The organism is Arthrobacter sp. ISL-95 (assembly GCF_018613695.1).
Lineage (GTDB): Bacteria > Actinomycetota > Actinomycetes > Actinomycetales > Micrococcaceae > Arthrobacter.
The window spans coordinates 292,089-307,461 of the sequence record NZ_JAGGPR010000005.1 but is presented as its reverse complement, the minus strand read 5'-3'; the positions used below and the strand labels follow the sequence as shown (position 1 = coordinate 307,461).

Genomic DNA, 15,373 nt, shown 5'->3' with positions numbered 1-15,373 from the left:
CTCAGTTACTGCGGACGCGGGGACGATTTGGGGTAATAGTGCTGTAGTCAGCGGTCTTGAAGTGCTGCGGTGCAAAGGGGCTGACACGGACAACATCGCCGATCACAATGACCGCCGGGTTGGCCACGCCGACGGCTTCCGCCTGGTCCGCGATGGTTCCCAGAGTGCCGATGGTGACGCGCTGATCCGGCAAATACCCGTTCTCTACGATACCTACTGGTGTGTCCAAAGGCAGACCCGAGCCCGCCAACTCAGCCGCGGAATCGCGCAATTGCGCCACTCCCATGAGCAACACCACAGTGTGATCGGGGCGTGCGGGGACTTCGGACAGTTCTTCGTGGCCGGTCACCACGCTGAAGCCCTTGGCCAGGCCACGGTGTGTCACGGGGATACCGGCGGCAGCCGGAACGGAAATCGCCGACGTCACGCCGGACACCACTTCAACCTCGACGCCGTTCTGCCGGCAGAATTCAGCTTCCTCGCCGCCGCGACCCAGAACGTAGGGGTCGCCGCCTTTGAGCCGGACCACGCGGTTGCCTTTGAGGGCTTCGTCCACGAGGATCCTGTTGATCTCAAGCTGCGGCACGGGGTGGTGGCCGGGCGTCTTGCCGACCTCGATCACACGGACATCCGGGGCGAGTTCCTTCAGCAGCTCGCGCGGGCCAAGACGGTCTGCAACCACGACGTCGGCCTGGCCCAGGAGGCGTCGGCCGCGGACTGTGATGAGTCCCGAATCGCCGGGACCGCCACCCACCAGGGCGACCGAGCCGATGGGCGTCTTGCCATCGGTGTCCGGCTTACGGTGCCGGCGGAGTGGAAGGTCGCCCGTTTCCAACGCAGTGGCCACAGCGTTGCGAAGGGCCATGGCGCGGCGCGGGTCTCCCCCGGCGTTGATGGCGATCTTGACGTCGTCCACTACAGCAACGGCAGGTGTCCAGGCGGCTGATGCTTCGTGGTCCGAGGCGTTGACGCACCAGATGCGCTGCGCTTCGGCGTCGGCCGCTACCTGGGTGTCCACAGCGGCTGTGCCGGTGGCGGTCTGAACGAACCAGACGCCGTCGAGGTCTGAAGTCCGGTACTCGCGCTGTTCCCAGGTGAGGAGGCCGGACGTGGCCTGGCCGCGAAGTATTTCGGTGGCAACGGGTGACACCACGGTGACTTCAGCACCGGCGTCCAGCAGTCCCTTGGCGCGGCGCTGGGCAACGGGGCCGCCGCCAACCACCAGCACCGGGCGGCCGAGCAGCCGCAGCGCGGTGGGGTAAATGTCCTGTATTGCCATGAAAAAACTGTAGGGCGGCTCCGTAACATGCTTCAAAGGCTCGGAAACACCCGGTAACGCTGGGTAATCCAACGTCACATACTTCCGCCCTTAGTTCGGGGAAACACTGTCCCTGAGCCTCAGGTAATAGGCCCGCTGTTCCTTGCCCAGGTGTTCAATCGCGTAACGAAGCGCCGTCCGCGGCATGCTGGCTGCGTGCTCGTCCAGGAACGCCAACAAGCGCTCGCGGCTGCTCCGGCCGGCATCGCGGACCCAGCCACCTACGGCTTTGTGTATGAGGTCTTCCTCGTCATGAAGGAGGATGGCGGCGATCGCGAAGGTGTCATCCAATTGACCTTCACGGATGAATGCCGACGTCGCAACTATGGCTGTCCGCCGCTCCCACATGTTTTCCGAACGGGCCAGGTCATACAGCGGGTCGCGCGGTTTATCCATGAGCCAACCACCCACTACCCGCCCCGCACCCAAGTCCACCAGGTCCCAGTTGTTGATGCGGTCGTGCCTGCGCAGATACAGCTCGTAAAGTTCCCTGCGCCGATCTTCAGTGGTCTTCTTTTTCTGCGTTTGCAGGGCCATGATCTTCACAGCCCCGGCCCGGGCCTCGTGGATATCCTGCTCCAGGAGTTGTTCGATCTGTTCCGGGGGCATGGCCGCGAACTCCTTGCCAAGCGTGAAAACCTCGCCCATGCGTACACCCAGGAAGAAATCCCCCTCGGCATAGTCGCCCTTGCCGGTCTTGAAGTACCGCTGGTACTTGGCCTGCTCCACGTCTGACTGCCTCACCTGGAGCCGCGCGAGGAACTCGACGGCGGTGGGTTGGGTACCCGGGGCCAGCGCGGCTTTGGGTGCCTTGTCCGTTTTAGGCGCCTTGGCGCCCTTGGGTGCCTTGTCCGTTTTAGGCGCCTTCCCGGTCTTGGGGGTCTTTCCGGCCTTGGGGGTCATCCCTCAATAATGCGCCTAAAAGACCGACCAGCCAGTGCGGGTGGTGAATTCGTCCAGCGCGGCCACTCCGGCCACGGAGTTCCCGGACCGTCCCAGGCCAGGACTCCACACGCTGATGGAGCACTTGTTGGGAACCACGGCCACGATCCCTCCGCCCACGCCACTCTTCCCTGGAAGGCCCACGCGGTACGCGAATTCGCCGGCAGCATCGTACGTTCCGCAGGTGAGCATGACGGCGTTGATCCTCTTGGTTTGGGCCGGGGACAACAACAGACTTCCGTCAGCGCCCAAGCCATTGGAGGCGAGAAAGCGGGTTGCGAGCGCCAGGTCTTCGCACGTCATGGCGAGCGCGCATTGCTTTGCGTAGGAATTCAGGACTTCCTCGACCGGGTTTTCCAGATTGCCGCAGCTGGCCAGGAAATGCGCCAACGAGGCATTGCGGTGGCTGTTAGCCAGCTCGGAGCCGGCCACGTGGTGATCGGTGTCGATGCTTGCCTTGGTGGTCTCTTGCCGCATCAGATCCCTGACGGCGTGTGCGGCATTGCCGGTGATGGTGAGGAGCCTGTCCGTAACGACGATTGCCCCTGCGTTGATGAAGGGGTTCCGCGGAATGCCTTCCTCACTCTCCAACTGGACCAGCGAGTTGAACGGGTTGCCGGAGGGTTCCCGGAAAACGCGCTTCCAGATCCCGTCGCCGTCGAACGCCAGTACCAGGGCGAGCGCGAAGACCTTGGAGATGCTTTGTATGGAGAAGTCCACGTGGGCGTCGCCGGCTGAAAAGACCTCTCCGTCCCGGGTTGCAAGGGAGATACCGAATTGGTGGGGATCCACCGCACCGAGCTGGGGGATGTAATCGGCTACTTTTCCTTGGCCGACATGCGGCTGCACGGCTCCGACGATGTCTTCGAGAAGGTTCTGAATGTCCATGGTCCTAGCCCTTGGTCCCTGCGTAGGTCCAGAGCCTGATCTGAAGGTGGGCAAGCAGCCGTTCGTCCGCGGAGTGGAGGTCAAGGCCCGCCACTTCGCAGGCGCGTCGGAGCCTGTAGTGAACTGTGTTGCGGTGGACGGCCAGTTCTTCGGCGCAGCGGTTCACGTCGCCAAAGAACTCCAAGTAGGTCAGGAGTGTCAGTGCGAATTCCGGGTAGCGGGTGCACAACCGCGCGATTCCTTCATGCCGCAGGGTGGTCCGCGATTCCAGCAGCTCCAGCAATTCCTTGGTCAGCACAGTTGTTTCAACATCGCTGTACGAGGCCACGCGTACTGTTGGCGTCGCTTCCATGACTTTGAGGACGCTGCGGACGTGATCAAGAGTGGCATGCAGGGCATCCAGTCGCGGAACGATGGGTCCCACGGCTGCCTGTACTTGAAAGTGAAGGTGGGTGGTGGCGTCACGAACGATCGTGTTGACCAACCGGTTGACGGCGGGGAGGGACTTTAGTGGGTCCAGGTCGGGCAGGATGATGGCCGTTTCCATCCCGAGTGCGCCCACCACTGCGCCTGGCCGGTAGGCGGCAGCGTGGATCGATGCCACCTTGGAAAGCTCGCCCCGGCGGAGTTGGAGACCCGCGGCGCTCTGGCTCAGCCCACCGGCAGAGATCAGGATCAGGGCCGCTGGTTTTGACGGATCAATTCCTGCGGACTGGGCCTGCGAATGCACTTGGGCTGTGCCGCTTAAAAGGCTGGACACACGGTCCTCGCGCATCGACTGAGACTGCTCGTTGCGGTGCCGGACCAACTCGATCGCCGCGTGGCGCGCCGCTCCCACCATGATGCGGTCAGTGTTCGCGGCCAAGGGTTCGGCGCCCTCCTGCAGCCAGATGTACCCCATCACACGGCTGCCGGCATGAATGCCGATTGCCACGCGTTCGCGGAGCCCGGCATCCGGGTTTGCTTCCACGTGGATGGGTGCTTCGGTGGCCTGCAGGTGCTTGTAGACCCCGGATTCTTTCAGGAGTTTTTGGTACTTTTCAGGTCCCCGCCGCGCCAGGATGGACAGTCGTCGGAGCTCGTCAACATCATTGGACGCCGGCGAGTAGGCAAGCACCTTGTTGCCCGGATCTTCAATGACCACGTGGCCGTTGGTCAGGGTTGCGGTGGTTTGGGCGATCGCGAACAGGTCCCGATGCACTGCTGTGGGGCTGTCCCCGGGCACATCGCTGAAACGACCGTCGTTTACCCGGACACGGTTTTCGTGGACACGGTCCAAAGCGATGCCTTCAAATTTGTCCCACCGCAAGCCAGGAGCCACCGCCACCAGTCCGATTCCCGTGGGTTGCAGCAACTCTGCTGCGGCTTCCAACTCCCGTTCGTTGCCCTTGACTGCTATAGCCGCGGGACGGTGGGCAATGATCCGGCGCAGCGCCGGGAGCGCGGCCCGTCCCCGAACTCCGATGAGCATGACCAAAGTCCCGGGTCGGATTGCATCGTCGTCTTCAGCGTCAACAATGACGGTTTCGCGAACGTTTCTGTTGTCCTCTGCCGGGGCCAGCAGCAACCGCGCGTTATCGACGCCAAGGTCTTCAAGGACATCGCTCAATAAGGTGACGACGCCGTCGTCGTCAATTTCCAAAGCTTTCAACGAAGCTATCGCTTCCTCTCCTCATCGGTTCACAGCAGCCGAGCCTCCCTCGCCATTGAGGGGCTCCGCCGGTACATGTACGCAGGCGCGCACAGCGAGAAACATTACCGGGCCTTCAGAACACCAGTGTTGTCCCCACGGCACAAGAGCCGGGCCCTGAATTTGGTTCGCCAGCCAATTTGTTGGATGCGGTGGACACCTAGAGTTGGTGACTGTCCCAAACACCACAAAGACTGCCTGCAGCGCGGCCAATTTCCGGCGCAGCTGCACGGCAGTCAGCCCCACGTTTTGGAGTATTGAGCCACCCTTGGTGGCACCGGAGTCAAAGGAGACCCCCGAAGTGATACCCACCCCTGCGTCCACAAAAACCCTTCCCTCCCCAACAGACCTGGCTGCAGTTCCGCCGTCGAACGCTTTCGCTCAAGAGGAAGCCGGCTACCGGAAGACGCTCAAACCCCGGCAGATCCAGATGATCGCCATTGGCGGTGCAATCGGCACCGGGCTCTTCATGGGCGCCGGAGGTCGACTCAACGGATCCGGCCCTGCTCTGATCCTCGTTTACGCCGTCTGCGGATTCTTTGCCTTTCTGATCCTGCGCGCATTGGGCGAGCTGGTGCTGTGCCGTCCTACGTCGGGCTCGTTTGTTTCCTACGCCAGGGAGTTCTATGGCGAGAAAATGGCCTACACCGCCGGTTGGCTCTATTTTCTGAACTGGGCCATGACCTCCATTGTGGACGTCACCGCGGTTGCCCTGTACGTGAAGTTCTGGGGGCAGTACTGGGGACCCATCAACGACATCCCGCAGTGGTTGATCGCGTTGATCGCTTTGGTAGTGGTGCTCTCCCTGAACCTGGTGTCCGTGAAAATCTTTGGCGAGATGGAGTTCTGGTTCGCCTTGGTCAAGGTGGGCGCACTTGTGGCTTTCCTCGTGGTGGGCATTTGCTTCATAGTCTTTGGCGGCCGCACGGATATCGGCGTTCCGGGTTTCAACGTCATCACAGAGAACGGCGGCATGTTCCCCATGGGCGCCGTGGCACCGCTGCTGGCCGTCAGCGGCGTGGTGTTTGCCTACGCCGCCGTGGAACTGGTGGGTACCGCAGCCGGTGAAACAGCAAACCCGCACAAGGTGATGCCCAAAGCCGTGAATACCGTGGTGATCCGCATTGGAATCTTCTACGTAGGCTCAGTTCTGCTGCTCTCCCTCCTGCTTCCGTTCACGTCTTACAAAGCCGGCGAATCACCCTTTGTCACGTTCTTCTCGCACCTCGGCGACCCGCAGGCCGGCGCCATCTCCGCGTCCGTGATGAACTTCGTGGTCCTCACCGCAGCGCTGTCCAGCCTCAACGCGGGCCTCTACTCCACCGGCCGCATCCTGCGCTCCATGGCAGTGAACGGCTCGGCTCCGCAGTTCACCGGGCGGATCAGTGCGTCCGGTGTGCCCTACGGCGGCATCCTGCTCACGGCCGTCATCACCCTGGTGGGCGTCGGGTTGAACGCCGTCGTCCCATCACAGGTCTTTGAGATCGTGTTGGAAATCTCTGCGGTGGGCATCATCGGCGGCTGGGCCACCATCATGCTCTGCCACATCAAGCTCCAATCGTGGGTCCGCATCGGCAAGGTTGTCCGGCCCGCGTTCCGTCTGTTCGGAGCGCCCTTTACGTCCTACCTCACGCTCGGATTCCTGGCCTTCGTCCTGGTGACCATGGGGTTCTCAGAGACCGGCCGATGGGTGCTGGCCTCGTTGCTGGTACTGGCACCTCTGCTGGTTGCTGGTTGGTACGCGTACCGCGGCCGCATTCGCACAGCCCGGACACATCCCTAGTTTGAAAGTGGAACACATGAACGCCCCTTCCCCGTCCCTCAAAATCGGTACTCCCAGCCGTGCCTGGCGATCCCGTGCCGATGCTTGGGAGTTCCTGGGATACGCCCTCAGGCAGCTTGCCTCCTCCCGGCACCAGGAACCCGGTTTGCTGCCCCAGATCGATCGGACTTTTGCCCTCCTGGAGGCAGTGGAACCGTATTGGGCTGAACCCGGAGTCAGTGCCGTGGCACAGTTGCGCCAGTTAATCGACGACGGCGAACCCCAGGCCGCGTTCCAGCTTCTGGGCGGCTTGGCAAACCTTCCGCTCGCCTCTTCGGGGGAAACGGCCGCCGTGCCGCGCGGAGAGACAGTTGACGATGAGGCCATTGACCAAGCCGAACCAGCCGAGCGTCCTCGCTTTGAGGTCCTGGTGGTGGACACCGTTGAACCGGAAGAGGCCGAAGCGCTAAAGAACACCATGGCCGCCCAACGGCGTCCTTCCGATGCTTTCACCTACACCGTCAACGTGGTTCCCAGCTACGAGGACGCCTTGGTTGCCGTCATGCTGAATCCCGCCATCCAATCCGTGGTCCTTCGCCCGGGCTTCGCCATCAGCAGTTCTCAACTTTTGGGGAGCGACCTCCGGCGTTTCCTGGCCCGGCACACCTCCGCAGAGCTGCACGACTCGCGGCCCATCAAGCGGATTCTTGGCTTGGCCGAGGCTATCTCCGGGTTGCGCCCCGAGCTGGATGTCTATCTGGTGGCAGGGGTCTCCATCGAGTCATTGGCGGGATCGCTCACCAAGAAGTTCCGGCGAATCTTCCGGAGGCAGGATCATTTGGACCTGCACTTATCTCTTCTGTCCGGGGTGTCCGAACGGTACGAAACACCGTTCTTCACGGCGCTGCAGGATTACAGTCGTCGCCCGGCCAGCGTCTTCCATGCCCTGCCAATTTCCAGAGGCGCGTCCGTAGGAAGTTCCTCGTGGATCCGGGACATGGCAGATTTTTACGGGACAAACCTGCTGCTGGCCGAAACCTCAGCCACCTCCGGCGGACTGGACTCTTTGCTCGATCCCCACGGGTCCATCAAGCGGGCTCAGGAGCTCGCAGCCCGGGCCTTCGGGGCGCAACGAACCTACTTTGTCACCAACGGCACGTCCACGGCCAACAAGATTGTGCATCAGTCATTGCTTGCCCCGGGCGATGTTGTCCTGGTTGACCGTAACTGCCACAAGTCGCACCACTACGCGTTTGTGCTCGCAGGTGCCCGCGTTTCATACCTGGACGCTTATCCCCTGGACAAGTACGCCTTTTACGGCGCTGTGCCGCTGACCAGCCTGAAGCGCAGGCTCCTGGAATACCGGCGGGCAGGCAGGCTCCACGAGGTGAAGATGGTGACCCTCACCAACTGCACTTTTGACGGCGTTGTGTACGACGTCGAAAGGGTCATGGAGGAGTGCTTGGCCATCAAACCGGACCTGGTCTTCCTGTGGGATGAGGCATGGTTCGCCTTCGCGCGCTCCCATCCGGTGTACCGCCGTCGAACCGGCATGGCGGCCGCTGCCGCGTTGGAAGCCTCATTCGGCACCCCGGCCTACGCTGCCCGGTACGCGGAGCAGGCAGCGTCCCTGCATGATCCGGTCACCGGTGAACCCGTTGATGACGAAGTTTGGCTCAACACCCGCCTGATTCCGGATCCGGCGAAGGCACGCGTCCGGGTCTACGCCACACAATCGACCCACAAGACCCTCACGTCGCTGCGCCAGGGTTCCATGATCCACGTGTTTGACCAGGACTTCGCCGCTTCCAACCAGGAGTCATTCCGCGAGGCGTACATGACCCACACGTCCACCTCGCCTAACTACCAGATCCTGGCGTCCTTGGACATTGGTAGGCGGCAGGTGGAGTTAGAAGGTTTCGGCCTGGTTCAGAGGCAATCCGACCTCGCCGTGTCCGTGGCTCAGGCCGTTGCCCGGCATCCCCTGCTGAAGAAGTACTTCCGGGTGCTGACCTCACGTGACCTCATCGGCGGGCAGTTCCGCGAAACCGCCTCCAGCATGCCGCTGCGGGACGGGCTGGCTGAGCTGGAGGACGCTTGGCAGCGGGACGAATTCGTCATCGATCCCAGCCGCCTGACGCTGGACATCAGCAAAACTGGGATCGACGGCGACACGTTCCGCCACAGCTATCTCATGGACGATCACGGCATCCAAGTCAACAAAACATCCCGGAACACGGTGCTGTTCATGACCAATATCGGCACCTCCCGCAGCTCCGTGGCGTACCTGATCGAGGTCTTGGTGAAGCTCGCCGAAGGTTTCGAGAACCCGCATCCCACGGCACGGCGCCGGACACTTCCTGCCTCATCCGATGCTCCCCGCCCGACTCCCCCGCTCCCGGACTTCAGCACCTTCGCCGCTCGCTTCCGCGTCGACGACGCCTGCGAGGACGGGGACATACGGGCCGCGTACTTTGAAAGCTACAAGCCCGATTCCACGGTGTACCTATCTGCCGCGGTGGTAGCTGCGGCGGTGGCCGCGGGACAGGAAGTAGTCTCGGCAGGATTTGTCACACCGTATCCACCAGGCTTCCCCATCCTCGTCCCAGGTCAAGTGATCACCCGGCAAACCCTCGAATTCATGGCGGCTTTGGACACCCGGGAAATCCATGGCTTTGATCACGACCGCGGGTATCGGGTATTCGCGGAGACCGTGTCGTTTTCGGCTGCGAGGCTGGTGGCGGTGGCTTCCTAGTGCTTTCGTGAAGACCGGGGGCTTGGTCAGTGCTTGGCGGTCCACCCGAAGGCAGGGGCGATGTACTTCGCCACGTTGCCCAGCAGCTTGGCGTTGTAGTCCACGCCCAGCTGGTTGGGCACGGTGAGCAGGACGGTGTCAGCCGCTTGGACTGCGGCGTCCTTGGCCAGCTCCTCAGCCAGGGCGTCCGGCTCGCCGATGTAGCTCTTCCCGAAACGGGACAACGCGCCGTCCAGAACTCCTACTTGGTCCTGACTGTCCGCTTGGGCGCGGAGGCCGAAGTAGTGGTTGTCGACGTCGTCCACGATGGGGATCACGCTGCGGCTCACGGAAATCCGTGGTTCAAAGTCGTGCCCGGCTGCGGCCCAGGCTTCGCGGAACATCCGGATCTGCTCTGCCTGCAGCTCATCGAAGGGAACACCAGTGTCCTCGGTGAGGAGGGTGGAGCTCATGAGGTTCATGCCTTGCTCCGCAGCCCACACGGCGGTTTTCCGTGTTCCGGCGCCCCACCAGATCCGGTGCGGGAGGCCCGGCGATTGGGGCTGGATGGGCAGCAGGCCTGTGGCTCCGCCGGCGTAATGCGGATCCGCTTCGGCAACCCCGTGCCCGGCGATTGCTTTGCGGAACAGTGCAGTGTGGCGGCGGGCCATGTCGCCGCCGTCTTCGCCGTCTTCGGGGACGTAACCGAACTTTGCGGCGCCGTTCCGTGCAGGTTCGGGTGAACCACGGCTCACGCCGAGCTGCAAACGCCCATCGCTGATGAGGTCCGTGGCCGCTGCTTCCTCGGCCATATAGAGGCTGTTTTCGTATCTCATGTCGATCACGCCGGTGCCCATTTCCATCCGGCTGGTTCTCGCAGCTATGGCAGCGAGCAGCGGGAACGGCGACGCCTGTTGACGGGCGAAATGGTGCACCCGGAAGAACGCTCCGTCGACGCCCAGTTCCTCGGCGGCCACAGCGAGTTCGATTCCCTGATTCAGGGCCTCCCCCGCCGTTGGCACGAGGGAGCCCGGGACACGTGCCCAGTGTCCGAAGGAGAGGAAGCCGATCCGTTTGTTATGCATGTTGAGGACAACTACTTGTGGATGCGGAGAATTCCGGCCGGCCTCAACGGACTGCGCCACATCCCGCCGATCGCACCCGTAACCACTGGTGCGCGCGGCGCAAAAGGGTGCGCGGGGCGCGAGCTCAGTTCTTATCCAGCGCGTCGATAGTGCATGGCCATCGCGCCGTTGCTGAGCGGCTCCGCCAAGATCAGCTCGAGGCGCCGGGTGCCGGGCAGACCGCCCTGGTACAGCGTTGGGCCGTGGCCGGCGATCATGGGGTGGACGAGGAATTTGTACTCGTCGATCAGATCCAGCCGGTCCAGTTCCGTCGCAAGTTTGCCGCTGCCCACCAGCACCCCCTTGGAAGTGCTGTCCTTGAGTTCCTGCACCGCTGTGCGCAGATTTCCAACGAGGTGGTGGCTATTCATCCAAGGGAAGTTACTCCGCGTCGAAGATACGACGTACTTGGGCATTGTTTCCAGTGTCAGCGCCCACTCCCGCAACGCTGGCGGAGCGTCCACCTCACCGCTAGCGACCGAGGGCCAGTAGCTCTCCATCATTTCGTAGGTAGTACGGCCCCAGAGCATTGCCCCGCTCTGCTCCAGAAGGTGGGTGAAGTGGGCATGCGTCTCGTCGTCGGCGATGCCCTCCTGATGGTCGACGCAACCATCAAGCGTGACGTTGATGCTGAACGTTAGAAGGCCCATTGGACGATTCTAGGCTGCGTGAGAAGAAAGGGTTAGAGGGCTGCTGGCGCATCACTTTCCGTCAAATGCACCCGTAACCACTGGGGCGGATAGCGCGAAAGGGTGCGTCATCGACGCCGATCAGGTGCGGATAGCGCGAATGGGTGCGCCGCCACGGCCGCCCGCCACGACTTAGCGGCTGCTGCCCGCCAACAAACCCCGGCGCTGCAGCAGACGCTTCTCGATCGGCCCGAACACCAGGAGCTCGATCAGGATTCCCACGAACAGGATCAGCAGGATCGCGGACATCACGATTGTCATATCGGAGAGCAAACGGCCCTGGTCCAACAGCGAGCCCAAACCGAAGCCGATGGTACCGCCCACTGCGATGATTTCCGCGGCCATGAGGGAGCGCCAGGAGAAAGCCCAGCCCTGCTTCAAGCCGCCGATGTAGCCGGGAAGTGCGGCGGGCAGGACGATCTGCAGTGCCATCTGGAGCCGGTTGGCGCCAAGGACTGTGCCCACGCTGCGGTACTGCGGCGGGATCTGGTCCACACCGGAGATGAGTCCGTTGATGATGGACGGGATGGCGCCCATGAACACCACGAAGTAGACGGTGGCGTCGGTCAGGCCGAACCAGATGATCGCGGCGGGAACCCATGCCACGGAAGGGAGCACCTGCAACCCCGAAATGAGCGGCCCGAACGCACGGCGCAAGGGAGCTACCTGCGCCAGGATCAACCCCACGGGCGTAGCGATGACCACGGAGATGAGGAAGCCGATCACGCCACGTTGCAGCGATGTCCACACTGCTTCCTGGACTTTGCCTTCTCCCCACATCGTCACGAACTGGGTGAGGACGTCCAACGGCCCGGGAACGAGGTCACGGCGCTTGAACTCGAGGGAAACGTAGAACTGCCACGCGAGAATCAGGACCACGAGCGCCGCAACGGGCAGCAGTACCCGCTTCCACTCGATGCCGGCTTTGCGCCCGCTGTCGGACTGGAGGTTGTCCAGCCCCGCTTCAAGGTCCCGGAGTTCCGAGGCGTTGCCCTTCAGCGACGGCGAAGTGATGTGCTCTTTGGAATCTGTCACGGGAAGGGTCCGCTCTTCGGTGGTGATGGGGTTACTTGGCATGGCGGCGGATCTCCTCGCGAAGACGGCGGGTAATGACTCCGGTCAGCTCCCCAGCGCGGCCAGCGTCGGTTCGGTGTTCTTCGGTAACATCCCATTCGGCCACCACACGGCCGGGGCGCGAGGACAGCAGCAGTACGCGCTGACCCAGGCGAACGGCCTCGCGCACGTTGTGGGTAACGAACACAATGGTCCGGCCGGTTTCCTTCCAGATCCGCTCGAGCTCGTCATGCAGAAGGTCACGGGTGATCGCATCGAGGGCGGCAAACGGCTCATCCATCAGCAGCAACTGCCGGTCCTGAGCCAAGGAGCGAGCCAAAGCGACGCGCTGCCTCATACCGCCGGACAGTTCGTGGGGACGCTTATCCCCCGCACCGCCCAAGTGCACCAGTTCCAACAATTCGGTGGCACGGGCGCGCCGGCTCACCTTGGTGCTGGATTTGTCCGCGAGCTGCAATGCCAGCTCGATATTGCCACGCGCCGTCAGCCACGGGAACAGGGACGCGTCCTGAAACATGAAGGCGGCACCGTCGCTGGGTACTTCAAGAGCGCCCGACGTCGGCCGTTCCAGTCCCGCCATGATGTTCAGCAGGGTGGACTTGCCGCAGCCGGACGCACCGAGGAGGGCGACGAACTCGCCTTGCGCGATGGTGGCATTGACGTCGTCCAGCACCGGGGCGCCGCCGCCGAAGCGCTTGCCCAGGTTCTCGAGTACGACTGGCATGGTCCCGTCCTTCGTGTTGATTGGTAGAGCTGATACGGCCAAAGGCCGGCCCGCTCCCCGACCGGTATAGGGGGAAGCGGACCAGCCTGTTACTGCTTAGTCCTGGCCAAGTCCTGCAGCCGAGGTTTTCTTGCCTTCAACCTCGTTCAAGGTGCGGAGGTCGAAGATGCCGTTGATGACGGCCTGCTTGGTGGTGCCTGCCTTCACCCCGTCATCGAGGAGCTTGTTGTACGTCCCGGCCAGCGGGTCGGTGGTGAACTTGATGTTTTGCAGCGCCCGTTCGATCACGTTGGCCGGCAGCGGCTTGCCCGCAGTGTCCTTGAGGACCGCATTGATGGTGGTCGCCTTCTCCTCAGCAGAGGCCGAGTTGAGCCAGTTCACGGATTCCACGTGGCCCTTCAGGAGTGCCTTCACGGTTTCCGGGTGTTCGGCGGCGAACTTCTTGTTGACGATCAGGATGGTGGTGGTGAAGTCACCGTTTTCCCACAGGTCCTTTTCATCTACCAGGACCTTCGCTCCGGCTTCAAGCACCAAGCGGGAGGCCCAAGGCTCAGGCAACCACGCGCCGTCGAGCTTTCCGTCTTGGAAGAGCTTCAGTGACTGGGCGTTCTCGGTGGGGTTGATGTTGACGTCGCCGCTGCCATCGGTGTTGGTCTTGAAACCTTGGTCACCGAGCCATGCGCGGAGTGCGACGTCCTGGGTTCCGCCGAGCTGTGGCGAGCTGAGGATTTTGCCCCTGAGGTCGGCAGCGGAGTTGATCTCCGGCTTGACCACCAGCTGAGCGCCGCCGGAAGCTGCACCGGCGATGATGCTGATGGACTCGCCGTTGCTCTTGACGTAGGAGTTGATGGCCGGGTTCGGGCCGATGTACGTGGCGTCGATGGCGCCGGCGTTCAGGGCTTCAATCGCGGCGGGACCGGCGTTGAAGACCTGGGTGCTGAGCTTGGTATCGCCGAGTTCCTTGGCGATCAGGCCCTTGCTGGTGCCTACCAGCGCCGGGCCGTGGGTCACGTTGCTGAAGTAGCCGAGCTTGAGCTCAGCTGCAGGCGTCGTGGTGGGAGCCGGCGCAGCTTGGTTGTTCTGCGAAACTGCGGAAGCAACGGCAGCGCCTGCGCCGATCAGAAGCACGAGGCCGACAGCGAGGCCGATCTCTACTGTGCGGCGGCGCTTGGGCTTGGGTGCGGATTCACCCGCGACGATGCGGGTGGTGCCCGTGTTGGGCGACTCGGGTGTGTTAGCCATTGGGGTGGGTCCTTATGAATGTGGGATGCGAAGTGGGGGCGAAGATCAGGCCCCGTGACATCGCCCGTCGAGGGCAAGCAAGGACCATTCCGGAGAGGTCATGCCTTCACAGTAGGGACTGTCATATTTCCGCTTCAATCCCGCAGAAACCAAGGTTCACGAAGGTTCACGTGGCGTCATATTCGCCGCCAGGCCTTCAATGTCGCGCGGAGTTGTGCGGCAGCATCCACCTATGAGATGGGCGCCCCGGTCCTGCCAAACAGCGGCGTTGCCGGCCAAGGTTCCGCTGCCCTGAACACCCGTCGAAGGACTCCACGTCTTGGTTACCGCGTCATAGGTCTCGCCTGAATTCGGGTACGCCACCAGCGGCTTGTTTGAGGCTTGCTGCAGGGTGCCGAGCGCTTCGGTCACCAGGTCCAGCGGCACACAATTAACCCCGACGGCGGCTACCCGCGGTTCGGCGCTAAGCAGCGCAGCCACCTGCCCCAGCGGCGTCCCGTCACTGATGCGGCCGCTGTCCCGGAGCGTGAACGTGAACCAGGATTCGACGTCGAACTCCGCCACGAGCGCCAACAGCGCCTTCGCCTCGGCGTAGGACGGCAGCGTCTCGCACGCCAGGAAATCCGCGCCGGCCTCTACGAGCGCGGCAATGCGAGGCCGGTGAAAGTCCCGGAATTCTGCGGCAGAAAGCGTGTAGTCCCCGCGGTATTCAGAGCCATCGGCGAGGTATGCGCCGTACGGCCCCACGGATCCGGCCACCAGCAGAGGGCCACTCGCAGAACCCTCAGCCAAGGCTTCTTGACGGGCTTCGTCGGCCAGCCGGACACTCAACGCCACCAACTCCAACGACTCTTCAACGGACAACCCTCGCCGGGCGAAACCCTGCGGCGTCGCCTGGTAACTGGCCGTAATGGCCACGGAAGCACCGGCATCGAAATAATCCCGGTGAACCTGCTTGATCAGGTGCGGCTGCTCCAGCAGGACCTTGGCGGACCACAACGCGTCTTCCAGGTCGCAGCCGTGTGCCTCCAGTTCCGTGGCCAACGCGCCGTCCAGGACCAGGTCCATACCGGCGTCGAGGAGAGTGCTGAGCGAGGTGTTCTGTGGCATGGGTCCTTCCCCAAAAAGAAAACCGCAGCTTGTTCGAAAATCCCGCCGTACAACGTGAGGAGTCGCGAACAAGCTG

The 15,373-nt window shown here is 62.8% G+C and carries 12 protein-coding genes; 2 read left to right on the top strand and 10 right to left on the bottom strand.

Translation table 11 applies throughout. The annotated features are described in order from the left end of the window. Position 1: 1 nt before the first annotated feature. The 4 genes from cobA to J7I86_RS07605 form a co-directional block, all read right to left on the bottom strand. Positions 2–1,279: a uroporphyrinogen-III C-methyltransferase gene (gene cobA / locus J7I86_RS07620; protein ID WP_214818731.1), complete on the bottom strand. Its 1,278-nt coding sequence runs from the start codon at positions 1,277–1,279 to the stop codon at positions 2–4. A 90-nt stretch (positions 1,280–1,369) separates the two neighbouring features. Next, the gene (locus J7I86_RS07615) at positions 1,370–2,221 is read right to left on the bottom strand and encodes a DNA alkylation repair protein (protein ID WP_214818729.1); all 852 of its coding nucleotides are present in this window, start codon (positions 2,219–2,221) and stop codon (positions 1,370–1,372) included. Positions 2,222–2,236: 15 nt separating this feature from the next. Next, positions 2,237–3,148, bottom strand: a complete 912-nt coding sequence (locus J7I86_RS07610; RefSeq protein ID WP_214818727.1) for a glutaminase — start codon at positions 3,146–3,148, stop codon at positions 2,237–2,239. Positions 3,149–3,152: 4 nt separating this feature from the next. Then, positions 3,153–4,799 carry a CdaR family transcriptional regulator gene (locus tag J7I86_RS07605; RefSeq protein ID WP_214818726.1) on the bottom strand — a complete coding sequence of 549 codons (1,647 nt, stop codon included), beginning with the start codon at positions 4,797–4,799 and terminating at the stop codon, positions 3,153–3,155. 340 nt (positions 4,800–5,139) lie between these two features. Between J7I86_RS07605 and J7I86_RS07600 the strand changes: the two genes are divergently transcribed. Then, positions 5,140–6,621, top strand: coding sequence for an amino acid permease (locus J7I86_RS07600; RefSeq protein WP_214818724.1), 1,482 nt, complete (start codon positions 5,140–5,142; stop codon positions 6,619–6,621). Positions 6,622–6,637: 16 nt separating this feature from the next. After that, positions 6,638–9,355, top strand: a complete 2,718-nt coding sequence (locus J7I86_RS07595; RefSeq protein ID WP_214818722.1) for an aminotransferase class I/II-fold pyridoxal phosphate-dependent enzyme — start codon at positions 6,638–6,640, stop codon at positions 9,353–9,355. A gap of 26 nt (positions 9,356–9,381) precedes the next feature. On the opposite strand, the gene J7I86_RS07590 is transcribed toward J7I86_RS07595, so the two are convergent. The 6 genes from J7I86_RS07590 to mmuM form a co-directional block, all read right to left on the bottom strand. Next, positions 9,382–10,419, bottom strand: a complete 1,038-nt coding sequence (locus tag J7I86_RS07590; RefSeq protein WP_214818720.1) for an LLM class flavin-dependent oxidoreductase — start codon at positions 10,417–10,419, stop codon at positions 9,382–9,384. Positions 10,420–10,550: 131 nt separating this feature from the next. Further along, on the bottom strand, positions 10,551–11,108 hold the full coding sequence (locus tag J7I86_RS07585; protein WP_214818718.1) for a dihydrofolate reductase family protein: 558 nt from the start codon (positions 11,106–11,108) through the stop codon (positions 10,551–10,553). A 171-nt stretch (positions 11,109–11,279) separates the two neighbouring features. Next, a complete protein-coding gene (locus tag J7I86_RS07580) occupies positions 11,280–12,224 on the bottom strand; it encodes an ABC transporter permease (protein ID WP_011775722.1) in 945 nt (314 codons plus the stop codon). Then, complete coding sequence (locus tag J7I86_RS07575) at positions 12,214–12,945, bottom strand: ABC transporter ATP-binding protein (RefSeq protein ID WP_214818713.1); 732 nt, start codon at positions 12,943–12,945, stop codon at positions 12,214–12,216. The genes J7I86_RS07580 and J7I86_RS07575 overlap by 11 nt, the downstream gene beginning before the upstream one ends. Before the next feature lie 96 nt (positions 12,946–13,041). Beyond that, positions 13,042–14,187: an ABC transporter substrate-binding protein gene (locus tag J7I86_RS07570; RefSeq protein WP_214818710.1), complete on the bottom strand. Its 1,146-nt coding sequence runs from the start codon at positions 14,185–14,187 to the stop codon at positions 13,042–13,044. Positions 14,188–14,343: 156 nt separating this feature from the next. Next, positions 14,344–15,297 carry a homocysteine S-methyltransferase gene (mmuM, locus tag J7I86_RS07565; protein ID WP_214818707.1) on the bottom strand — a complete coding sequence of 318 codons (954 nt, stop codon included), beginning with the start codon at positions 15,295–15,297 and terminating at the stop codon, positions 14,344–14,346. Positions 15,298–15,373 lie beyond the last annotated feature (76 nt).